The organism is Brevibacterium sp. 239c, from assembly GCF_900169365.1.
Taxonomy (GTDB): domain Bacteria; phylum Actinomycetota; class Actinomycetes; order Actinomycetales; family Brevibacteriaceae; genus Brevibacterium.
Map to the genome: position 1 here is coordinate 77,103 of NZ_FXZH01000005.1, position 22,213 is coordinate 99,315.

Below are 22,213 nucleotides of genomic sequence, written 5' to 3' on the forward strand. Positions count from 1 at the left end.
CCTCACTCGACCCTGATGCCGAGTTCGCTGGCGAAGAGTTCGGCGAAGAGCATCATCTGCATCTCATCGATCGTGGCTCCGCGTAGCGAGTGGACTCCGGAGATCTTGTGCGGCTGCAGTCCTCGCAGATCTACATTGCCCAGGGCCGCACCTTCGCACTGCAGAACCCCGACAGTCGAGCCAGGGAAGGACACACGGTTGGCCTTGGCCCGGTCAAGATCGATCTCGTCGATGACACAATCACGGAATTCGACGTCGATGAGTTTGGCTACGCGCAGGTTGAGATAAGAGATCCGACAGTTGCTAACGACGACCTTCTCCCAGACGTTGTCGTGAACAACTCCCGCACCGATTCGTGTACCCGAGATCTCGGTGTGGATGAGACTCCCCCGCGGCATCGTCAAAGTATCGGCTCGACAGTCCTCGATCTTGCTGCCGGAGAAACGGGCTCCTGTCAGGTCCACCGGCGACTCGGCGGCACCGAAATTCACACGGGCCAGGGAACAGTCCAGGTATGTGGCCTGGGTGGAATCCACCTCGGCGAGGTCGAGATCATTGAATTCCATGCCCTCAAGAAACTCTTCGGGACCGATATCGCCGAGGTAGCCCGGAGCCAGTTGTCCCAGTTTGATCTTCGGTGCGCGCGGAGCTTCAGTCGTCATAGGTTCACCGTATCGGGTGGCAGACTGGCCGAGGAACGCTTGTCGAACTCCTCTGTTATTCCAACTTCTGTACCGTGCCCGGAGAATCCCCGAGAGGGAACACCAGTCATGAAGACAGGTGGCTCCTGACAAACCACATCGATCCCAGAATCAACGCGTCATCGACTAATGGCATATTTGCGACTTTGAGCCCTTTCTCGGATGCTTGACAGTGACTTGTCTGCCCACCGCATTCCAAAGACAACTTGCAATAGTCTGCGTCGGCAACAGACACGATGCGCAGCTAAACGGCTGCCCGGCACCACACACGTTAAAGCCTTTCTCCTATCAAAGCCACAGCGAGTATGCCCACTATCGGCTGCCGCTTCCCCAGCTTAAGTAAGCAGACAATGATGTTCATCATTGAGCTCAAAGAAACCGTTGGAGAAAGGCTTTAGTACGTGGGTGTTGGGGTCGATCAATCAACTCGGCAGCAGAGCCCTCTTCCACAACTTTTCCTTCCGACATAAACATGACCCGGTCAGCAGCCTGTCGCGCAAAAGAGATCTCATGAGTAACCACGATCATGGTGTAGCCCGCATCAGCCAACTTGCGCATTGTGCCGAGCACTTCTCCTACGAGCTCGGGATCGAGTGCACTCGTAGGCTCGTCAAAGAGGAGCAGCTCCGGCTCGATGGCCAGTGCGCGAGCGATCGCTACCCGTTGTTGCTGTCCACCGGAAAGGTTGGAAGGGTAATGAACACCTCTACCTTCCAAACCGACCTGACGCAGTAACGCTTCTCCTCTTGCGATCGCTTGCGATTTCGGCACCCCGTGCAATGTAATCGGCGCCTCGATGATGTTCTCCAAGACCGTCATATGTTGGTATAGATTGAACTGCTGGAAGACCATGCCGATGGTACGTCGTTGGATCGCAGTAACCCTAGAGGATGCATGATAAAGGCTTCCGTTCCGAGTCTCGTATCCGACCTGCACTCCGTTGACAGAAATCGAGCCTCCGTCCATGTCCTCGAGATGGTTAATACACCTCAGGAGGGTGGACTTCCCGGATCCGGACGGCCCGAGAATCACCACCACTTCACCCCGTTCGACTGTTAGGTCGATGCCGCGGAGCACATGGTTATCGCCAAAGCTCTTCTCAACGCCTCTCCCCAGCACTACAGGATCAGACATCTGTACTAGCCCCCTTCGTATTCGCTACTGGTTTGGAAGTCTTCGTCTGTCGATTTTTGCGGGCCCAACGGACGATTTTGCGAACGGTTCCCGGCAGTCCGCTTTCGACACGTTGGCCTCGCGCGTAATAATCCTCAATAAATTCCTGGATCACGTTAAGAATCGAAGTGATTATGAGGTACCAGATAACAGCGACAATCAGCAGTGGAATAGTTTCAAACGTCCTGTTATATACCGACTGCACCGTGTATAGAATATCGGACATCGCAATAACCGAGACTTGTGAAGTCGCTTTAACCATGCTGATCAACTGGTTGCCGGTGGGAGGGATAATCGCTCGCATTGCCTGCGGAAGAACCACTCGACTCAGTGTTTGGCCATAGGTCATACCAAAGGCATTTGCGGCCTCTCGCTGCCCGGGGTCAACTGACAGCAACCCGCCTCGCACGATCTCGGCCATGTAAGCAGCTTCGTTGAGCGCGAGGCCAAGGATCGCAGCGGACAGTGGCGTAATCAACGAGTTGGTCGACATCTCGATCAGCTTGGGACCACCAAACGGAACGCCAAACGAGAGCACAGGCAATAGAGCCGCTAAGTTAAACCAAAGTATGAGCTGCACAAGCACAGGAGTGCCGCGAAACAGCCAGATATAGATCCCTGCAGCACCGCTGAGTAGCTTGTTCGTGGACATTTTGGCCACCGCAAGCAAGACGCCAAGAACAACACCGATCACCATCGATACTGCTGCCAGCCAAACTGTGGTCCATAGTCCACGAGCTACCGAAGGCGCCCGGAACCAGTCCCAGACGACGTCCCATTCGAAGTTCGGGTTCGTCACCAAAAAATTGGCAATCACTATGCCGATAAAAATGACAACAAGCCTGGCTGCCCACTGGCCCCACTGCGTCCTGCGCTTTGCATCGTTAACGTCGATCCCCAGCAAACCGGGCGTGTTCATCTGGCGCAATTCAGTTCACCGCCAGGTTCTTTCCGGGCTTGTCGATTGCGTTCGCACCAAGCTTCCACTTCTTCATGATCGCTTCATAGGTACCGTTTTCGAAGAGCTCGTTCAGACTGTCCTCGAGAACTGGCCCCATCTCCGAGTCTTTTGGGACCACCGCACCCTGATACAAGGTGTCGAATCCATTCTTACTTTCCGTACCAGCGAGTTCGAGCTTGCCATCAGATTCCTCAACGAAGTATGTCAAAGGCGCCCTCGAACTGAAGAAAGCATCCGATCGTCCGGACTGAACGGAAAGGATTGACTGGGGCTGATCTTTGAACGACATCACTTCGATCGCTTTGTCTCCGTCACTCTCGCATTCCTTCGACTGATCTTTAATGACCTTCTCTGCTGATCCGCCAGCCTGCACCGCAATTTTCAGGCCACAGGTCGAAGCCACATCTTCAATCTTTTTGGGGTTACCTTTTTGCACTGCAAAGACTACGAACTCCTGAACATAATCGATGAAATCGTTCTTGTTCTGACGCTCCTTGAAGTCGCCCACAGGCCCAAATGCCATGTCATAGCGGCCAGCCGATATACCAGTTAATTCCGATGAAAGTCCATCTACAGTATTTTCGGTAATCCCAATGCCCCATAACTGCTCCAGTGCTTTTTCAAGATCAGCTGTTGCGCCAGAGATATCCCCCTCAACAGAGCCAACAACAATATATGGGGGAAAAGATCCGCTATTCACTGAGACGACCTCATCCGCATCGAGAATCTTCTCAGGTAAACGGTTACGTAGCTCATCATTTTGTTCTACTTTGGGGATCTCTCCCGAAGAAGCGTGACTGCTTTTCGCTTTGGAGGCTGTGTCTGGGTCTTCGGCCGAACAACCGGACATTACCAAGCAGGTAAGAGCTGCAGCTGCGCCGACGTATTTTGCGTTATTCCAAATTCCTGAAACTGACATGGTTGTTCCGTTCTACTCTGCGAGCACCGGTGCTCGGTATTTCATGTTCTCGAGTACTGGCAATGAGGCCCGCACACTGACTAGGCGACCAGGTTCAAGATCAAGGTCGGCTCGTCCGACCACTCCGCTGACTCCGCTCAATACCGTACCTAGCGGATCAATCGTCATACTCATACCAATATTGCGTTCATTTGATTCTCCGCAGCCGACGACGTAAACGGTGTTCTCCAATGCCCTGGCAACGAGCATTGAACGCCAATGGTCCTCTTTGAGCGGTCCGCGTACCCACGCAGCTGGAACTAGAATGGCTTGCGCACCTTTGAGCGCAAGATCGCGTGCGATCTCTGGGAATCTCACGTCGTAGCAAGTGATGATGCCAAAGCGGATCCCGTCGACGTCGAATGGCTCAGGAACCTCTGTTCCAGGCGTCACTCTGTCAGATTCTTTGGAGTTGAATGCGTCGTAGAGATGGATCTTGTCATAACGGTGAATAATCTGGCCACCATCGATCACGAGCGCGACATTGAGCACACGAGAATCCTCCCGAAGATGAAACGTCCCTGCGATTGCCACACCTTTGAGGCTCAGCCTGATTAGGCTACTCACAAACGGGCCGTCAATTGGTTGAGCCCCGAGAACTGCCGCATCATCATCATGTGGGTCCCTGGAAATTATGCCTTCGGGCAAGACTAAGAGCCGCACTCCATCATTACGGGCGGAATCCACCTCCTCGGTGATGAATGCGAGATTCCCGTCAGGGTCTTTTGACACCGCGAATTGACTGGCTCGAACCTTCATATCGTTTCCCTTTCATACAGTTTTAAAAATGGAAGAATATGCAATCTCACTCTGAGTCAGATGCTGACGCTGCATTTGCGCGAAAAATTCTTTAAACATCTTCGTTTGAGACGGCGAATAGGGCGCGTCCCATCCATTAGGTAGCGAGCTCTCGTTCGCCAGATCAACAGCCAGCCAGGCTGAAGTCTCAGCGTATTTCTCTCGTTTACTCCGCCACACGGACTGAGAGGTGTTGAGCGCGCGCACCACAACTTCCCGCAAGTCTTCAGGCACCTCGGAGTCAAAACCCAATACATGATGACCAGGCACATAACCGTGTTGATGTGACCATTCGAGTTCTGTCTGTCGAACATCCGTATATAGATGGCGAAAGGAAGATTCTCTCGCGTAGAACCCCGGCGGCATGAAGGGGGTCAAGACGGCATCCAGTTCGCCATCAAATAGACGGTCAATCATCGGTTTGCCGCATATCGCAACGATCTTGCCTTCTATACCGAAGCCGTCAAGACGATCAGCCTCCGGGTGCTGGTCGGTGAGTCGTCCGACGAACCAGTAAGCATCATCGACCGACAAACCGTCGTCTTGTAGCGCAGCCCGCGTCCATGTATTTCCCGAGTCCGCCCAACCCGTCAATCCAATATTCTTACCGACCAGGTCTCCCGCGTTGTGATATCCCGAATCTTTTCGAACGATAATGCATCGTTGCCGAAACCCCTGCATCATGAGCAGTGGCACCGCGACGAAGCCCGACCTACCACGGTCAAATGCCCTCGAAGTCTTACTCAGCGATACTTCTGCGGCGTCATATCCGCGCTTTTGCCAATCATCTAATAGAGCAGGAACTCTATCGATGTGGAACTCGAGATTACGATCGCCGAGCTCTTCGGTCATGACCTCACCGAGCATGAGTGGTGTCAACCAGTCCCAATCTCGAAGAGCCAATCGAATCGTTGTCATCGTCACCTCTCTGTGCGTCTCTAACCTGATCTGTCCTGCCGATACTATGTACAGTCCATTGTGATTACAATCATGTTTTGTTACTGTACATTCATGGACATCGATCATCAGGTCAGCTCCAAATGGGTGGCCCATCACCTCTCGGGCGTGAGCGCGAGCACAATCGCCGCCGATATTGGGATACTCATTCGCAAAGGCGAGATTCCGGAGAATGCGCTACTGCCAGGTGTCCGCCCTCTGGCCAAGCTCTTGGGAGTTAGCCCAAGCACAGTGTCATCTGCCTGGGCCGAGCTAAAGCGATACGGCTTGATCGAAGGCATGGGGCGCGGAGGAGTTCGCGTACTTGGACCTCCGCCCACACCGTTTCCAATCCGATACAAGGAAGACGATCACTATGGGCAGCCGTTTAAGTTCGACCTCGGCTTTTCAGTTCCGGACATCACGCTTCTACCTGATATTCGAGCAGCACTGCTGAATAGCGGCCAGTGGAAATTCAACGACTACCAACGAGATCGTATCGTGCCCGCTCTCGAGTCTGCGGCTCGCAGATCCTGGCCCTTCAAGCCACAAGAGCTTCAAGCGACTGACGGTGGCTACGACGGCCTCAGGCTCGCGATTCATACCTTTGTAAACCCTGGCGATTGGGTTATAGTTGACCAGGTCACGACGCCTCGCAGTCTTGACATTGTCGAGGTATCTGGGGCGCGTATGAAGTTCCTGGAAAGGGACAATGAAGGAGTGACCCCTGCATCGCTTGCCGAAGCGATCGCGTTACGCCCAGTCGCTCTTGTACTACAGCCTGGGATCCACGTCCCGCTGGGGAGTAGCATGAGTGCCAGACGCGCGCGCGACCTGGCTGAATTGCTCAAAGAGTCTTCCATCCTTGTTATTGAGACTGATGAACAGAATGCCCTTTTCGACGAACCGATATTCTCACTGTCCGAGCTCATGCCTGACAAACATCTCTATATTCGTAGCTATTCGAAATCGCACGGTCCAGACTTGCGTACCGCGGTCATGGAAGGACCAGAAGATCTAATCTCGAAGGTGCATTCGTACTATGCATTTGGCGCCGGTTGGACGAGCCGTATTCTGCAAGAAGCGCTTGCCTGGATGCTCGACGACAGCGCGACACAGGCTCTGGTCCACGAGGCGGCAGAGAAATACCGGCAAAAATCCGCGATGCTCACTCGGGCACTACGTGCGCGCGGAGTGTCGACTCCTGAAGCAGCCGGACTCGAGATAGTTGTCAACGTACGTGACGAAGAGTTCGCAAGGGGTTATCTCAAAGCATCAGGTATTGCAGTCCAGTCCGGCAAACAATTTACCAATGGTGATCGTCTACCGTGGCTACGTATTTCTATTTCCCCGATCACGAGTGCCAACGTCGATGAGATCGCCATTCGGATCGCAGAGGCAGCCCAATAGCGTTTACGCCCAGGTGGCTGGGCTCGTGGTTGGTCAGTCTTTGATTTTCGGTGCCCGTGTAGCTTCTGTCATCATGACTTCACCGTAGCGATTCACGGTCACATGTTTAGGGTCGGCGCTGCCTCAGAGGGACGCCTTAGGGATAACGCTCTTGGTTGCTTACTGCGAAATTTTCAATGTCGATCACCGTCGGTTCAAATTCGCCGATCGTGTCATAGACACCTGTATCCTCATCGATAGAAGAATCCCAGCCTGGGTGATCTTCCGTAATGCTGTTGGCGATCAGAGCGAGAGCTGCATGTTGTCCTCCACGATCGTTACCCACTGCCACGATCGCGTCAGCCTTGAGCTCCTCAACCCTGGCTGCGAGTCCACGGACGTCATAGTCCAAAACAGCTAAGGTACCATCGAGATCACGAATCGGGACAGTCATTATCTGTCCACGGATCTCAAGATCACCCGCAGTGGAGGTCATCGACGCGAGCTTTTCGGCGAGGACTAGATTTGAGTCGGTCATGAAGTACCCTTGCGCTTTTGGAAAACCAGCGCCTGCCCCAGCCCCTCACATCCGCTGGTTGCGAGCACTCTCGTAGATGCAGACGCCTGCAGCGGTCGCGAGGTTGAGGCTCTCGGCCTTGCCGTAAATGGGGACCGCCACAGAGGAGTCGCAGAGTTCCAAGTCCTTCTCGCCCATCCCCCACGCTTCGTTGCCGAAGACCCATGTGGTGCGAGCGGTCAGGTCGAGCCCTTTGTCCCAGGGGTGGTGGAGGTCATGAGCGTCTTCGTTGGCGTCTGCGGCGAGGACCTGAAGTCCACGGGCACGGGCGAGTTCGGTCACCTCGGCGAGGCCAACTCCTGTGACCACGGGGACGTGGAACAGTGACCCAGCGGTGGAGCGAACCGTCTTGTCGTTGTAGATGTCGACACTCGATGAGGTGAGCACCACGGCATCGGCACCGGCTGCATCGGCGAGGCGGATGACTGTGCCGGCGTTACCGGGATCGCGTACCTGCGAGAGGACGACGATGAGCTCGGATTCCTTGGTGATGACCGAGGCCAGCTCGACATCGATTGCCTCGCACACGGCGACGACACCTTGTGAGTTCACGGTCGTGGCCAGTTCGGCGAGCACCTCGGGGGTCACGATGTTCCAGTCGATCTGTGCGCCCTTGACGGTCTCGACGAATTCGGGATGAACCTCGGCGGCCTGCTCGGTGATGAAGAGGTCGACGACTCCACCCTTGGGATCGATAGTCGAACCCATCCATTCCGGAACACCAGGATTGTGCGCATCAAGACCCTGCGCGACGTGTCGATCCAGAGCCTCACGCACGGCCTGCGGCCCTTCGACGAGGAACTGGCCAGCGCTCTTGCGGCCGTGGCGCTTGAGCAGCTTGACGGCGTTCTTGATCCGCTTCGACTGTGTAGAGGAGATAACGTCTGGAAGATTCATGGAGTTCGTAGACTCGCAATCTGGGAGTTCTGGATGCGCTAAGGAGTTCTGTAAGTGCTGAGACAAATTCAACGGCCCCGAACTAAGTCAGTTCGGAGCCGTTGAGAGTCTGAGGACCGGCAGCTCAGGCCGCAGCGGTCTTCGCTGCGTTGACGTCAGCCGGAAGAGCTTCCTTGGCAACCTTGATCAGGGCCGCGAAAGTGGCCGAATCGTTGACTGCGAGCTCGGCGAGCATACGACGGTCAACCTCGACGCCAGCGGCCTTGAGGCCCTGGATGAAGCGGTTGTAGGTCATGCCGTTGGCGCGAGCACCAGCGTTGATGCGCTGGATCCACAGGCGACGGAAGTCACCCTTGCGGGCGCGACGGTCACGGTAGCTGTAGACCAGCGAGTGGATGACCTGTTCCTTGGCCTTGCGGTACAGGCGCGAGCGCTGTCCACGGTAGCCGCTTGCCCGGTCAAGGATGACCCGGCGCTTCTTGTGAGCGTTGACCGCTCTCTTAACACGTGCCACGTGTTACTCCTTCAAAATTGGTTCAACCGGCGGGGCCGGAGTCTGGTTCAAGCTGTGGGAGCCACGTGCGTGGCTGCCCGGGATAGAGACCCGAGAGGGTCTCACCTGCCCTTGAGCTTGCCCAGAAGCTTGCGGGCTTTGGCGCGATCTCCGCCGGTGAGGACCTGGTCCTCGGCAACGCGACGCTTACGGGCCGAGGACTTGCCCTCGAACTTGTGCTGGTTGTTCACGCCTTCACGCATGATCTTGCCAGTACCCGTCACACGCATGCGCTTCTTGGCGCTGCTGTTCGTCTTCTGCTTCGGCATCGAGCCGTTCTCCTTTGCATTTCGTTGCTGGTGGCGACCACCGACAACTACTTCACACGCTGAAACCGTTCAGGCTCCAGCGAATCGGTACTTACTTCTCACGCGTCGGGCGCTGCGTGCTTCTCTGCAGCGACGCGATCGCGTCGGGATTTCACCTCGGCGACGTTGCCCTTGGCATCTGAAGATGCCTTGCGGGCCTCGGCCTTGGCGTCGGATTTGGACTTATGTGGGGCAATGACCATCACCATGTTGCGTCCGTCGACCCGTGGTGAGGATTCGACGGTGCCGAGTTCGGACACATCTTCGGCCAGGCGGTTGAGCAGCTTGATGCCCATTTCGGGGCGAGACTGTTCACGACCGCGGAACATGATCATGACCTTGACCTTGTCGCCACCATCGAGGAAGCGGGTCACATGCCCCTTCTTCGTCTCGTAGTCGTGTTCATCGATCTTGAGACGGAAGCGGATCTCTTTCAGCGCAGTGTTCGCCTGATTCTTGCGGGCTTCTCTGGCCTTCTGAGCAGATTCGTATTTGAATTTCCCATAGTCCATGAGTTTGGCTACGGGAGGCTTCGCCTGCGGTGCGACCTCGACCAAGTCGAGATCTGCCTCGCGAGCGAGGTCGAGTGCCTTGCGAATGGCAACGATACCGACCTGTTCACCGTTGGGTCCGACCAACCGGACCTCGGGAACCCGAATCCGGTCATTGATGCGCGTCTCGCTGATGTGTTCACTCCTTTTTAGCTCAAATGATGTCGTGGCAATAGAAAAGGCTCCCATTGACCACATGCCAAGGGAGCCTGCACACACACATCAGAGCAACGGATTGGATCACCGCTACACATCAAGTGAATACACCTCGATCTGAAACCGTCTGCCTCGAGCTTGCACCCGGGCTGTCGATCATCAGAACATTGGACCCGATCGTTTCACACGATCAAGGTGGGAGTCAGACCCCGCTTCGCACCACGATTCAGTGTACTACGCTTCATGACTCTTCGCACATCGAGGTCGAACATGCAATTGTCGGGTCATTCATATGTCAAGCTAGTCCCATGAGTTCTGAAAATTCTGTACCCGCCGAGGCGGTTGCCGATGTCACTCGTGACATCGCCGAAGTACCAGCCGTCGAGGTCGTCACATCCGCAGCTGTGCACCTGATGTCCGCCGCCGCCGTGAAATGCGGCCTGGCCGAGGACTCCCCCGATGTTCCGGCAGCAGAGTTGCAGGACCTCGACGAGGCGCGCAAGCTCATCACCGCTCTGGCCGGCCTGGTCACCGGAGCCGCCACAGTCATCGGCGACCATCACGCTCGCCCCCTGCGCGATGGTCTGCGCAGCCTGCAGCTGGCATTCCGCGAAGCCTCGACCATTCAGGATGAGCCCGGACAGGGCCCCGGCGAGAAGTTCACCGGCCCCGTCCGCTGACAGGCCTCACTATGGGTGCCGGCAACCTGCTCGCGCACCATAGCTCTCCACATCCGCTGCGGCTCTCGACCACTGGTCGGGGGCCGCTTCTGCTGTGTCAGTGCCGAATGAGATCATCGGTGCATGTCCCCCGCTGAACTGCCGTTTGTGAGTGCCAAGGAGTTGCAGGACTACTTCGGCACCACGTTCTACGAGCGCGGGCGCAGCTACGCCAACAAAGGGATGGTCGGACAGGTCAGCTGGGATCCGGAAGCCTTGACTCTGCGTGCCGATGTGTCGGGTTCTGCCGCCCACGATTACACCAGCACCGTGCGGCTGGAGCGGCAGAGTCCCACTGCCAAATCGTTCACCGTGCTCTCTTCACGCTGCACCTGCCCTGTGGGCGGAGACTGCAAGCATGTGGTGGCCGCACTGATGGCGGCATCGATTCGGCAGGTGGCGCCCTTCGGGTCAACGGCGCTGCACGACCCTGACCAGCGCCGCTCCCCGGAACCCCCTGCCTGGAAGACGGCTGGCAGCAAAACGTCCTCACGCACAAGCGCAGGGTCGGACTGGAAGTCGATCCTGTCCGGCTTCTCCTCCGACCGAGTCGATGAGTCGGTGAGTGCCTCGGGCCCCGGGGGCACCCTGGCCGGCGGCGCACCGACGCGACTGGCCCTCGGCTTCGAGATCGCCGAACTGCGACGCACACGGTTCGGTAACTTCGAAACCCACCCGATCACACGAACGAAATTCACCGGCTCCACCGACCTCGTCGTAACGCTGAGACCACTGATGGAAGGCGCACGCAGAAATTGGATCAAGGGCAACGTGTCCTGGTCCAACATCGTCAACAACGCCACCACCCGCGCATATGCACGCGGGCAGGCGGTCTGGTTCGCTCAGCTCTACGGTCTGTCTGCCCTCACATCTCATCACCTCATCACCAACGACGACTCGGTGGTCCTCGACTGGTTCACCTCACCCCTGCTGTGGCATCTCTTCGACCAGGCCAAGTCACTGGGCATCGAGCTTGTCGGCACCAGTCGCAGACTCTCGGTTCGCCAAGGCGAGGAAGGCACCACCCGATGCGATGTGCAAGCGAGCTCAAAGGGACTCGAGGTGCGGTCCCTGATCAGCATTGATGACGAGTCGTTCGCCCAGGGATTCAGCGGCCCGGTCGATGATCATGGCTTCTACGGAATCTCCACCGACGCCGGGCTGTCCCTCACCCTGGCTCCAGCAGAGAAAGTCACCGACCACCAGGTGGTTGAGATGTTGCGTCGTTGGGAACCGATCACCATCTCTCATGACCAGATGCACGACTTCTTCACCGACTTCTATCCCAAACTCGCCTACGCCACCACAGTCGTCTCCTCAGATGATTCGGTGACCCTGCCCGTGCTCGTGCCTCCCGACCTGGCACTCACCATCACCTATGCCGACCAGGGCGCACACCTGAGGTGGGAGTGGCACTATCACCACCCCGAGCAGACCTTCCCGGTCCGCCGTGGGCCGCTGGCAGATCGCAATCGCAGCCTCGAGCACGAAGACGGAGTGCTCACTCAATTGAGCTCCACTGTGGGGGCAACCGCGATGCCGCTGACTCTGCCCACCGAGGTGAGGCGCGCCGATACGGTGAACCTCGATAGCCTGCACACGGCGGTCTTCGTCGACAAGCTGCTGCCAGCCCTGACTGCCGTCGACCATCTCGTGGTGCATGAGTTCGGTGACCGTCCGGACTACCGGGAAGTCGCTGATGCACCGCTGATTGCGATGTCGACCGACGAGGCTGAGGACAGCGACTGGTTCGACATCCGCTTCAACATCACCATCGCCGGACAGCAGGTTCGCTTTTCCGACCTGTTCGTCGCACTGGCCCAAGGGGCTGAGTTGCTAGTCCTGCCCAATGGCGCCTATTTTTCCCTCGACACCCCGTTCTTCGACAAGTTTCGTCGCATGCTCGCTGACTCAGATCTCATTGCGGACTGGGAACCGGACTCACCCCGGCTCTCTCGCTATCACATGGATCTCTGGGCCGAGTTCGACGAATTCGTCGATGAATCCACTGCCGCGGCCACGTGGAGACGCTCAGTCGAAGCGCTCAGTCACCTCGGCGAGATTCCTGCACACGACGTGCCCGACGGGATCGAAGCCACACTGCGGCCCTATCAACAGGAAGGCTTCAGCTGGCTGGTGGCTCTGTGGTCCAGCGGACTCGGCGGTATCTTGGCCGACGACATGGGGCTGGGCAAGACACTGCAGGCGCTGAGTCTGTTCACTCACATCAAGAATACGACTGAGAACTCCGCCCCTATCCTCGTCGTCGCGCCCACCTCGGTGATGTCGACCTGGCGAGCAGAGGCCGAGAAATTCGCCCCAGATCTGCGAGTCGCCACAATCTCTGCCACAGAGAAGAAGCGCAAGACCGCGTTGACCGAAGAGATCGAGGGTGCTGACCTCGTCATCACCTCATATGCGATTCTGCGTCTCGACGCGCAGGCCTTCAGGTCGATCGTGTGGGACACATTCGTCCTCGACGAGGCACAGTTCGTGAAGAACAGGACAGCCAAGGTCCACACCGCGGCCAAGGCGATACAGGCCCGGTTCCGTCTGGCCATCACCGGCACACCGATGGAGAACTCGCTGACCGACCTATGGTCGCTGTACTCGATCACCTCTCCCGGACTACTGCCGGGCATCGAGAAGTTCCGTCGCGAGATCGTCGCCCCCATCGAATCGGGCGAGGCCCCGGAGGGGATGGCGCTGCTGCGACGGCGGATCCGACCGTTCATGAAGCGGCGGAACAAAGAACTAGTCGCTGCCGACCTGCCGCCGAAGCAGGAACAGATCCTCAGCATCGAGCTCAGTTCCAAGCACCGGGACCTTTACAACACGGTCCTGCAGAAGGAGAGGAAGAAACTTCTCGGTCTCATCAACGATATAGATCGCAACCGCTTCGCGATCTTCCGGTCGCTGACTCTTCTGCGGATGCTGGCCATCGATCCATATCTCATCGATGAGAAGTATGAATCGGTCGGCTCGAGCAAACTCAGTGCGCTCTTCTCTCACCTCGATGACATCGTCGCCGAGGGCCACCGCACCATCATCTTCAGCCAATTCACCTCGTTCCTGTCTCGAGTCGGCGAACAGCTTGAACATCGCAGTATCAACTACTGCTACCTCGACGGTTCCACTCGCAACCGCGGAGCAGTCATCGAGGACTTCAGGACCGGAGACTCTCCTGTCTTCCTGATCAGCCTCAAGGCCGGCGGATTCGGGCTGACACTGACGGAGGCCGACTATGTCTTCCTCCTCGACCCCTGGTGGAACCCTGCGGTCGAGGCCCAAGCAGTTGACCGCGCACACCGGATCGGACAGACGAAGAACGTCATGGTCTATCGGATGGTCGCTGAGAATACCATTGAGGAGAAGGTGCTGGCATTGCAGGAGAGGAAGGCCCAGCTCTTCGACTCCCTGGTCAATGAGGGTGAGGGCTTCTCCTCGAAGATCACGGTTGAGGACATCCGCGGACTCCTCGACGGGTGAACTAGTTCACTTCACCCCACTCCTTGCGCTGTGTCAGTGCCCGAGCGCCGACACGAGCCCCTGCATCAGCTCGTCTTCGACTGACTCGACCCCTGGACCGAACTGCCCAAAGCGCAGAGCATTGATGAGACCGACGATCGCTGACCAGACGGTCACAGAGGCCATGATCACCCGATCATCGGGTTCCAGACCCAGTTCTTGCAGTCCTTCACGCAGCGCGTCCAAAGTGTGAGCCGGAGGCAACTGAGAACGCGAGGTCTGCACGGAAGGCTCTGCGAGCAGATTTGTCAGCGACACCATGATCCTCGTCCCCGGCACCACGGTCTCATCCCGCGGCGCCTGGTAATCCGGGATGGGCGTGCCGTAGATGAGCGCCCACCGATTGGGGTGTGTTCGCGACCACGCCAGCATCGTCACGCCGACGGTGAGGACTGACTTGTCGTGTTCGAGGGCGTCGTCCACCTCGTTCGCGATCGAAGTGAACGCATCGCGGATGAGTATGGTCAGCAGCTCGTCGCGGTTCTTCACGTAGCGATAGATGGCGCTTGAGACGATTCCAAGCTCCCGGGCGATCGCCCGCAGCGACACTCCCTCGAGCCCATCGGCATCGAGCATGCGGTTCCCGATCCGGGTGATCTGCGCTTCAGTCTCCAGCCGGGCCCGCTGGCGCGGAGTCGAGTTCGTCATGCCACAAGCCTAGAACGAGAGAGCAAAGATAACAATAGTGAGCATTGCTCTTGAATTACGATCACCATCGGCCTAGCCTGTTTTCAGAGAGCAGTGCTCTCGTCAATCGGAGTCTCGACGGTTCTTGCGACTTCAGACCATCACTACATTTCGACGATTCGAAGGAACACCATCATGAAATCAGCACTCGTCATCGGCTACGGACAGATCGGCAGAGAAGTCGCGTCCCAACTTTCGGCAGCGGGCGTTCACACGTCGGTCGCAACCCGTTCGGCCCCATCTCCTGCCACGGCTGAGGTTGCAGCAGGCAATGTGGATACCGCACCGGCCTCGGCATCAGCAGCTGATGGAATCACGACTGCCGCTCTGAGACCTCCTGAGTCTGCCTCTCTTCCGCATGCCGATCCTCCTCACGCCGAGATCGCTCGTGTGCGCGCAGACGCAGCCGATCCTGCTCAGCTGCTCGAGGCCGCTGCGGGTACAGATATCATCTTCGCCTGTGTCCATGCTCCCTATGACAGTCGAGTGTGGGCGCAGGTTCTACCGCAGCTGGAAAAGACCATCATGGATGTCGGCGCGAAGCTGAGCATTCCGGTTATCTTCCCCGAATCTGTCTACGCCTTCGCCGGCCTCACCACTCCGGTGACGGAGTCCTCTCCGTTTGCACCGGTGGAAGAGAAGGGCCGGATCAGACAGCAGCTGATGGAAGCTCGATCCGCACATGGAGCCCGCACAGCTAGCGTCATCGCCGGTGACCTGATCGGAGAAACCGCTCAGCCAGCCTCCTCTGTGGTCAAAATGTGCATTTCGGACAGAATCAGTCAGGGCCACAGGGCAATCGTGCCGGCCCGTACCGATGTGCCGCATGGCATCACGGTGATTGCCGATCTCGGCGCCGCAATGATCAGCGCGGCCAGGTCAGTGGAGGCCGACACCGCAGGCAGCCATCGGATGCTCCTAGCACCTGCATCGAATCCGACCCTGGCCGACATAACCGAGTTCACATACAGCTACCTGGGCACGACAGCGCGCAAACCGATTGCTCTGCCCCGCTGGACGACACGAGTCGCGGGCCTAGTCGAACGCTCCATGTTCGAACTCCACCAGCTTTCACCCATCTGGTATCAGCCAAACATCATCGAGACAGGAGAACTCGCGGAACAAGTCGGCACAACCCGCTGGCAGGACGGCGTCATCGCCATGCTGCAGTGAGCTCGGACATGCCCGGCACGCTGTTGTCTAGCTAGCTCAGTACTGTCTAGCTGGCTCGGCGCTGTCTAGCTCAGCACTGTTTAGCTCAGTAGATGCAGACGAATGGCCAGTGAGTCGATCTTTTGCACCAATTCCTCATCCGCTGCGATCGTTTCCTGGAAGTGCTGCAACTCGGATTCCGAAACCTCGGACTCCACGCCGAGGGTGATGCCCAGTTCAGGTCCCCCGACATTGACCTGCCTGCTCCCCGGGCTCAGTGACAGACGAGTCAGCCAGGAGAAGGACTCGGCGATGGCCGCGAGACGTCGTCCCACCTCGGCGTCGGCCCAGGATGGCGTCCAACCCTGTCCGTGGACGAATGCGAACATCGCGGGTCGACGCAGCAGGAACGAGGTCGGCGCTCCAGGGTCGAGGACGACGAGCTGCGAATCGGCCTCGATCGCGCCGAGGACGAGTCTCTCCGCTTCGATCGGGACGGGCCGAGCGTCCGAATGCCATGCCGTCAATGGCGGGATTGAGCAGAACCCGGGTGTGCACTCCCGGCCGTCATCGGCCTGCAGCCGGACCATGGCCATCTCCGAAGAGTTGTCGACCATCAGCCCGTTTTCGCCGACCTCTTGGTCGAGTGCCATGGGTACGATCGGCGCATACAGCCGTGCCTCCGACAGCACGGAGAGTACGTTGCTGTGCAGCTGCGGATCCAGCGGATCCCTGCCCACCTGATGCAGGGCTTCCAGAAGGCCGGCATCGGCTTCTCCGGAATCGCCCGAGAACGGGTTCGGCCGCAGATCACGGCCGGACCAGGATTGGCCGGCAGAGTCGGAGCGATCAGCCGAGTCCGAAATCACTGCTTCAGCCTCCAGCGACTTCGAGTGCTTCTTCCAGAGTGAACTTTCCAGCGTACAGGGCCTTGCCCACGATGGCCGAGTCCACACCGAAGGGGACCAGTTCGCGCAGGTTGCGCAGGTCGTCGAGGCTGGAGACCCCGCCAGAGGCCACGATCGGCTTGTCGGTCTTCTCTGCCATCGACTTCAGCAGTTCCACGTTGGGTCCCTGCAGAGTGCCGTCCTTACGGACGTCGGTGACGACGTAGCGGGCGCAGCCGGCCTTCTCCAGGGTCGAGAGAACTTCGTAGAGGTCTCCCCCGTCCTGGGTCCAACCGCGGGCGGCGAGGGTGGTGCCACGGACGTCGAGCCCGATGGCGACCTGATCACCGAAGCGCGAGATCATGTCGGCGGTCCATTCCGGGTTCTCCAACGCCGCAGTCCCGATGTTCACTCGCTCTGCACCCGTGTCGAGTGCTCGTTCGAGGCTCTCGGTGTCGCGGATGCCTCCGGAGAGTTCGACCTTGATGCCGACGGCTTTGACGACCTGGTTGAGCAGATCCGAGTTCGATCCCCGCCCGAATGCAGCGTCGAGGTCGACGAGGTGGATCCACTCGGCTCCCCGACTTTCGAAGTCATGAGCCGCGTCGATGGGTGAGCCGTAATCCGTTTCGGTTCCGGCTTCACCCTGGACGAGACGGACGGCTTTGCCATCGGCGACGTCTACGGCGGGCAGGAGGACGAGCTTGTTGGGGGTTTGAGTCATTGTGACCTTTCTCTAGAGGCTGTGGAGACTGAGTTGGACGAACTGGAACGGGTATGACTGGAGGAACTGGAGCTGACGTGTAGGGGCAATGCTAGTGGCGTGCGCGACCGGTCTTCGGGAAGGAGCCGACCCAGTTACGCAGCAGACGCGCTCCCGCATCGGATGACTTCTCGGGGTGGAACTGGGCGGCCCAGGTGGTTCCGTCCTCGACTGCCGCGATGAAGTTGCCACCGTGAGTGGCCGTGGTCACCAGTGTGTTCGCCGGCGCTTCGGTCGCAGCATAGGAATGGACGAAGTAGAAACGCTCTTCGGCAACGCCGTCGAACATCACTGAGTTCGTCGGTGCGCTGACCTGTGACCACCCCATGTGCGGCACGATGGGGGCATCGAGTGCTGTCACTGCGCCGGGCCAGAGACCAACACCCTCCGTCTTCTCCCCGTGTTCTTCTCCGCCGGCGAAGAAGACCTGGAGACCGACGCAGATGCCCAGCAGAGGACGGCGACTTTCGTGCCAGGAGCGGATCAGGTCAACCCCGCCGACTCGCTTCAGCCCGGCCATCACGGCCGAATAGGCACCGACCCCGGGGACGAGCAGACCGTCTGCGGCATCGATGAGAGCGCGGTCGGCAGTCAGCACGACCTCTGCACCAGCAGCGGCGACAGCGCGCACGGCCGAACGCACGTTGCCTGCGCCATAGTCTAAGACAGCGACCGTGCTCATTGCTTGGCGCCCCTGGTCAGGACTCTGTAGATGCGCCACAGCGAGAATCCGAGGACGATCGCACCAAAGACGGCGACGACCCAGGCCATGGTGTTTCCGCTCAGACCGATGGTGATTCCGAAAGCGGTGATGAGCCCGGCGAGGACCGCCACGACGATCCACAGCAGCGCGGTCCGAGCCACGGCCGCCCGGCCTGGAGACATTGTGGCGGCGCTGGCCTGCAGTTTAGTCATGGAGGAGGTGGGAATGCTGCCTTCAACTTCGTCGGCAGACACGATCTCGAGCAGGAGCTGCTCGAGAACGTCCGGAAGGTTCTTCAGGGCCAGGCCGGCCGGCACATCCGATTCGCGGGCTCCGTGCCGGAAGTGTCCGGCGTCGATCTGTTCCTCGCTGCGGGCCAACAGCAGGACCTCATGTTTGCCGGAGAGTTTCGAGATCGCCGCGGCCGCCTCGTTGCCTGCCTGAACATCAGTATCGGCCAAGACGATTCCGGTGAAGTCGCCGATGGGGACGATGGTTCCCTTGATGTTCGACAGCACGCAGGCAGCAGCCAGCTGCTCAGCGACTCCGAAAGGAGTCACGATGACGGTGGTGCTCACAGGACTCCCTTCGTGCTGGGTACCGAGTTATTGCGTTCATCGGGTTCGATAGCCTCACGCAGGGCGCGGGCGAAGGCTTTGAATTCAGCTTCGGCAATGTGGTGCGGGTCGCGGCCGCGCAGCAGGTCGAGGTGCACGGTGAGACCGGCATGGAATGCAATCGACTCCAGAGAGTGTGAGGTCATCGATCCCGTAAAGTGACCGCCGATGAGGTGGTACTGCTGGCCTTCCGGCTCACCTTCGTGCACGAAGTAGGGGCGACCGGCCACGTCGACGACGCAGCGAGCCAGCGCCTCGTCGAGTGGCACAGCGGCAAGCCCGTAGCGACGGATGCCGGTCTTGTCGCCCAACGCCTCACTCATCGCTTGACCCAGCACGATGGAAGTGTCCTCGACCGTGTGGTGAACGTCGATATGTGTATCGCCCTCGGCCTTGATCTCCATGTCGATGAGAGAGTGCTTCGACAGCGCCGTGAGCATGTGGTCGAAGAAGGGAACACTGGTCGAGATATCGGACTGGCCGGTTCCGTCGAGGTCGATGGATACGGTGACCGCAGATTCCGAGGTCGTACGGGATCGTTGTGCCTGCCTCATGAAGGGCCTTTCGTAGGAAGGGTGGGTGCCGCCTGAGGACCATTGTCCTCTGATTTAAGTGATGTGGTGTGCCTCAGTGTGCGCATGCCATGGAATGCGTCTCAGCCCGTTGTCAGCAGAATGCCGGGGTGCTCGGCCAGGATCTCGTCGACCGCTGTGAGGAAAGCGTCGGTCTCTTCCTCGGTGCCTGCATTGACGCGAGCATGGTTGGTGATGCCGATGTCGCGGATCAGTATTCCTCGATCCAGCAGCTTCTGCCACAGTTCATGCGGTGAGGAGATGCTGCCGAACAGGACGAAGTTCGAATCACTGGGGTAGACGGTGAATCCGACGTTGCTCAGGTGGTCCGAGATTCGATCGCGCGAGTCGATGAGTCGGTCGACGTTCTCCAGGAGAAGATCAGCATGTTCCAGCGCAGTGCAGGCGAGAACCTGGGTGATCTCCGAGAGGTGGTACGGCAGGCGCACCAGGCGCAGGACGTCGATGAGCTCCGGGGCTGCGATGGCGTAGCCCAGGCGCAGGCCTGCGCAGGCGAATGCCTTGCTCATCGTCCGGGACACGACCAAACGGGGACGCCCGGCCAGGAGGGTCATCGCCGAAGCTCGTGCAGGCCTGGAGAATTCGGCGTAGGCCTCATCGACGATGACGATGCCCGAACAGTTGTCGTAGGCGGCTTCGATGACGTCGAGTCCGATCGAAGTTCCTGTCGGGTTGTTCGGTGTGCACAGGAAGACGATGTCGGGATCGGTTGCCGCAACTTCGGCGCCGACGGTTTCAGCATCAAGGGTGAAATCATCGTTGCGTGCTGACGACTGCCAGCTGGCACCGGTGCCGGTGGTGATCAGCGGGTGCATGGAGTAGCTGGGAGTGAATCCGAGGACCGTGCGACCCGGCCCCCCGAATGCTTGCACGATATGGGAGAGGACCTCGTTCGATCCGTTGGCCGCCCAGATCATATTGGGGCTGAGGCCAACCGTGTGACCGGATCGGTCATTGACTCCGTGCAGGTAGGTCACCAGATGTTCGCGCAGTTCCTCGAACTCTCGGTCAGGGTAGCGGTTGAGTCCAGCGAAGTGCCCGTCGACCGCCGAGCGCATGCTCTCGACGACGACGTCCGGGATCGGATAGGCGTTCTCGTTGACGTTCAGCTGCACCGGAACATCAAGGTGCGGAGCCCCGTAGGGCTTGAGGCCGACTAGGTCCGAACGTACTGGCAAAGACTCGTTATTTCCCACCGCATCAGTCTAGCGTTGGGGCACATCCAGGGTCTGACCCGGGTGCACCACAGGCGTGGCCAGATGGTTGATGTCGACGATGTCAGACACCACATCGCGAGTGTCTCGGTCGAGCCCGAGATCTACAGCCACAGCCCACAGCGACTCACCTTCGCCGACGACGACCGCGTCGGCGTCGATGCCGATGTCGGTGCTCTCGGCTTCTGCTCCGGCCGCGGCCGAGAACGACTGCGTGGCGACGAAGAATGCTCCGCCGACGATGACGAGAGCGCACACCATGGTCCGAAGCAGGCGCATCGCCTGGCGTCCACGAGTGGTGAAACGCAGTTCCTGGTTCTGTGCAGACATCGCTTAACCTCTTTCCTTCGTACGATTCCACCCGTAATAGGTAGAACGTCTGTTCTATTCAACATGCCAATCGAACATATGTCCAGTCCAACTCGAACATTTATGCGACAATGAGAGGGAACCAGCGTTGTTGATTGATCTGAAAGAACCATCTCAGGCGGCACTGACACGAGAATTCTCGACGTGAGGATCAAGCGGTGAGGCCAGCGAGAATAGAACGAAGGGGAACGAGCAATGGTTCAGAACAAACGAGGAAGAGGCCGTCCTCGTAATGAGGACGTCGCCAGCGAAATCGCGGCCGCCCGCCACGATGACGAAGACGTCTCGATTCCGGAAGGCTCCACCGGCGAGGGCGACTTCCGTCTGACCCCACGCCAGCGCCTGGTCCTCGAGACCATCGAACGTGCAGTCGTCACCAACGGCTATCCACCGAGCATGCGCGAGATCGGCAAAGCCGCCGGACTCGCCTCACTCTCCAGCGTGGCCCACCAACTCTCGCAGCTCGAACGCCTCGGCTATGTCCGCCGAGACCCGAAGCGCCCGCGTGCCATCGAAGTGGTCAATCCCTTCGAAGAGGAAGAGGCAGAGCGCGCTAAGTACGAAGAGCTGGCCAACAATACCGTCCAGGTTCCAGTGGTGGGTCGCATTGCCGCCGGTGGTCCGATCCTGGCCGAGCAGGAAGTCGACGACGTCTTCTCTCTGCCGACTCAGGTCGTCGGTTCAGGTGACATGTTCCTGCTCAAGGTTGTCGGTGATTCGATGATCGAAGCCGCCATCTGCCACGACGACTGGGTGGTCGTGCGCAAACAGCACACAGCTGACAACGGTCAGATCGTGGCTGCGTTGCTCGACGGTGAAGCAACGGTGAAGACCCTCAAGCGCAAGGCAGGCCACCAGTGGCTGCTCCCCCAGAACAAGGACTACGAACCCATCGATGGCACCTATGCCCAGATCATGGGTCTCGTCGTAACGGTCATTCGCCGCCTTTGACACAGCCGGCCAGGCCTCTGCCCTCGTCGGTCTGACAACCGCTCAGGCTCCACTAGCTGTGCCCCCGACCGA

At 58.7% G+C, this 22,213-nt stretch carries 24 protein-coding genes; 5 read left to right on the top strand and 19 right to left on the bottom strand.

Annotated elements, in window-relative coordinates:
* Positions 1-2: 2 nt before the first annotated feature.
* From BSP239C_RS06345 to BSP239C_RS06370, 6 genes are all read right to left on the bottom strand, one after another.
* Positions 3-662 (bottom strand): pentapeptide repeat-containing protein, encoded by a 660-nt coding sequence (locus BSP239C_RS06345; protein ID WP_101571045.1) that lies wholly within the window; start codon positions 660-662, stop codon positions 3-5.
* Between the two features lie 408 nt (positions 663-1,070).
* A complete protein-coding gene (locus BSP239C_RS06350; protein ID WP_101571047.1) occupies positions 1,071-1,835 on the bottom strand; it encodes an amino acid ABC transporter ATP-binding protein in 765 nt (254 codons plus the stop codon).
* The gene (locus tag BSP239C_RS06355) at positions 1,828-2,793 is read right to left on the bottom strand and encodes an amino acid ABC transporter permease (protein ID WP_101571049.1); all 966 of its coding nucleotides are present in this window, start codon (positions 2,791-2,793) and stop codon (positions 1,828-1,830) included. The genes BSP239C_RS06350 and BSP239C_RS06355 overlap by 8 nt, the downstream gene beginning before the upstream one ends.
* Before the next feature lie 10 nt (positions 2,794-2,803).
* Complete coding sequence (locus BSP239C_RS06360; RefSeq protein WP_180958938.1) at positions 2,804-3,754, bottom strand: ABC transporter substrate-binding protein; 951 nt, start codon at positions 3,752-3,754, stop codon at positions 2,804-2,806.
* Between the two features lie 12 nt (positions 3,755-3,766).
* Positions 3,767-4,552, bottom strand: coding sequence for a nitrilase-related carbon-nitrogen hydrolase (locus BSP239C_RS06365; protein ID WP_101571051.1), 786 nt, complete (start codon positions 4,550-4,552; stop codon positions 3,767-3,769).
* A 12-nt stretch (positions 4,553-4,564) separates the two neighbouring features.
* Positions 4,565-5,509 (bottom strand): nitrate ABC transporter substrate-binding protein, encoded by a 945-nt coding sequence (locus tag BSP239C_RS06370; protein WP_145997416.1) that lies wholly within the window; start codon positions 5,507-5,509, stop codon positions 4,565-4,567.
* Positions 5,510-5,602: 93 nt separating this feature from the next.
* Here BSP239C_RS06370 and BSP239C_RS06375 point away from each other — a divergent pair, with 93 nt between their 5' ends.
* Positions 5,603-6,937, top strand: a complete 1,335-nt coding sequence (locus tag BSP239C_RS06375) for a PLP-dependent aminotransferase family protein (protein ID WP_135447884.1) — start codon at positions 5,603-5,605, stop codon at positions 6,935-6,937.
* Between the two features lie 136 nt (positions 6,938-7,073).
* Here the strand turns inward: BSP239C_RS06375 and BSP239C_RS06380 are convergent, their stop codons facing one another.
* From BSP239C_RS06380 to infC, 5 genes are all read right to left on the bottom strand, one after another.
* On the bottom strand, positions 7,074-7,454 hold the full coding sequence (locus BSP239C_RS06380; protein ID WP_101571059.1) for a hypothetical protein: 381 nt from the start codon (positions 7,452-7,454) through the stop codon (positions 7,074-7,076).
* 45 nt (positions 7,455-7,499) lie between these two features.
* Entirely contained in the window at positions 7,500-8,390 is an 891-nt protein-coding gene (locus tag BSP239C_RS06385; protein ID WP_101571061.1) for an RNA methyltransferase, read from the bottom strand.
* 124 nt (positions 8,391-8,514) lie between these two features.
* A complete protein-coding gene (gene rplT, locus BSP239C_RS06390; RefSeq protein WP_069600390.1) occupies positions 8,515-8,904 on the bottom strand; it encodes a 50S ribosomal protein L20 in 390 nt (129 codons plus the stop codon).
* 101 nt (positions 8,905-9,005) lie between these two features.
* Positions 9,006-9,212, bottom strand: a complete 207-nt coding sequence (gene rpmI / locus BSP239C_RS06395) for a 50S ribosomal protein L35 (protein ID WP_009885053.1) — start codon at positions 9,210-9,212, stop codon at positions 9,006-9,008.
* Positions 9,213-9,310: 98 nt separating this feature from the next.
* A complete protein-coding gene (infC, locus tag BSP239C_RS06400; protein WP_101571063.1) occupies positions 9,311-9,991 on the bottom strand; it encodes a translation initiation factor IF-3 in 681 nt (226 codons plus the stop codon).
* Between the two features lie 275 nt (positions 9,992-10,266).
* Here infC and BSP239C_RS06405 point away from each other — a divergent pair, with 275 nt between their 5' ends.
* Positions 10,267-10,638 carry a DUF1844 domain-containing protein gene (locus BSP239C_RS06405; protein WP_101571065.1) on the top strand — a complete coding sequence of 124 codons (372 nt, stop codon included), beginning with the start codon at positions 10,267-10,269 and terminating at the stop codon, positions 10,636-10,638.
* A gap of 123 nt (positions 10,639-10,761) precedes the next feature.
* The gene (locus BSP239C_RS06410; RefSeq protein ID WP_101571067.1) at positions 10,762-14,166 is read left to right on the top strand and encodes a DEAD/DEAH box helicase; all 3,405 of its coding nucleotides are present in this window, start codon (positions 10,762-10,764) and stop codon (positions 14,164-14,166) included.
* Between the two features lie 33 nt (positions 14,167-14,199).
* Here the strand turns inward: BSP239C_RS06410 and BSP239C_RS06415 are convergent, their stop codons facing one another.
* Positions 14,200-14,853, bottom strand: coding sequence for a TetR/AcrR family transcriptional regulator (locus BSP239C_RS06415; protein ID WP_101571069.1), 654 nt, complete (start codon positions 14,851-14,853; stop codon positions 14,200-14,202).
* 174 nt (positions 14,854-15,027) lie between these two features.
* On the opposite strand from BSP239C_RS06415, the gene BSP239C_RS06420 reads away from it, so the two are divergent.
* Complete coding sequence (locus BSP239C_RS06420) at positions 15,028-16,065, top strand: hypothetical protein (protein WP_101571071.1); 1,038 nt, start codon at positions 15,028-15,030, stop codon at positions 16,063-16,065.
* An 80-nt stretch (positions 16,066-16,145) separates the two neighbouring features.
* Here BSP239C_RS06420 and BSP239C_RS06425 read toward each other — a convergent pair whose 3' ends face one another.
* The 7 genes from BSP239C_RS06425 to BSP239C_RS06455 form a co-directional block, all read right to left on the bottom strand.
* On the bottom strand, positions 16,146-16,913 hold the full coding sequence (locus BSP239C_RS06425; RefSeq protein WP_101571073.1) for an SseB family protein: 768 nt from the start codon (positions 16,911-16,913) through the stop codon (positions 16,146-16,148).
* Between the two features lie 4 nt (positions 16,914-16,917).
* Entirely contained in the window at positions 16,918-17,655 is a 738-nt protein-coding gene (priA, locus tag BSP239C_RS06430) for a bifunctional 1-(5-phosphoribosyl)-5-((5-phosphoribosylamino)methylideneamino)imidazole-4-carboxamide isomerase/phosphoribosylanthranilate isomerase PriA (RefSeq protein ID WP_101571075.1), read from the bottom strand.
* A gap of 91 nt (positions 17,656-17,746) precedes the next feature.
* Positions 17,747-18,376: an imidazole glycerol phosphate synthase subunit HisH gene (gene hisH / locus BSP239C_RS06435; protein ID WP_101571077.1), complete on the bottom strand. Its 630-nt coding sequence runs from the start codon at positions 18,374-18,376 to the stop codon at positions 17,747-17,749.
* Entirely contained in the window at positions 18,373-18,975 is a 603-nt protein-coding gene (locus BSP239C_RS06440; protein WP_101571080.1) for a hypothetical protein, read from the bottom strand. Before BSP239C_RS06440 ends, hisH begins: the two co-directional genes overlap by 4 nt.
* Entirely contained in the window at positions 18,972-19,568 is a 597-nt protein-coding gene (hisB, locus tag BSP239C_RS06445) for an imidazoleglycerol-phosphate dehydratase HisB (protein WP_101571081.1), read from the bottom strand. The genes BSP239C_RS06440 and hisB overlap by 4 nt, the downstream gene beginning before the upstream one ends.
* Before the next feature lie 101 nt (positions 19,569-19,669).
* Entirely contained in the window at positions 19,670-20,803 is a 1,134-nt protein-coding gene (locus tag BSP239C_RS06450; RefSeq protein WP_101571083.1) for a histidinol-phosphate transaminase, read from the bottom strand.
* Positions 20,804-20,812: 9 nt separating this feature from the next.
* Complete coding sequence (locus tag BSP239C_RS06455) at positions 20,813-21,151, bottom strand: LysM peptidoglycan-binding domain-containing protein (protein WP_101571085.1); 339 nt, start codon at positions 21,149-21,151, stop codon at positions 20,813-20,815.
* A gap of 234 nt (positions 21,152-21,385) precedes the next feature.
* On the opposite strand from BSP239C_RS06455, the gene lexA reads away from it, so the two are divergent.
* Complete coding sequence (lexA, locus tag BSP239C_RS06460) at positions 21,386-22,141, top strand: transcriptional repressor LexA (RefSeq protein ID WP_101571087.1); 756 nt, start codon at positions 21,386-21,388, stop codon at positions 22,139-22,141.
* Positions 22,142-22,213 lie beyond the last annotated feature (72 nt).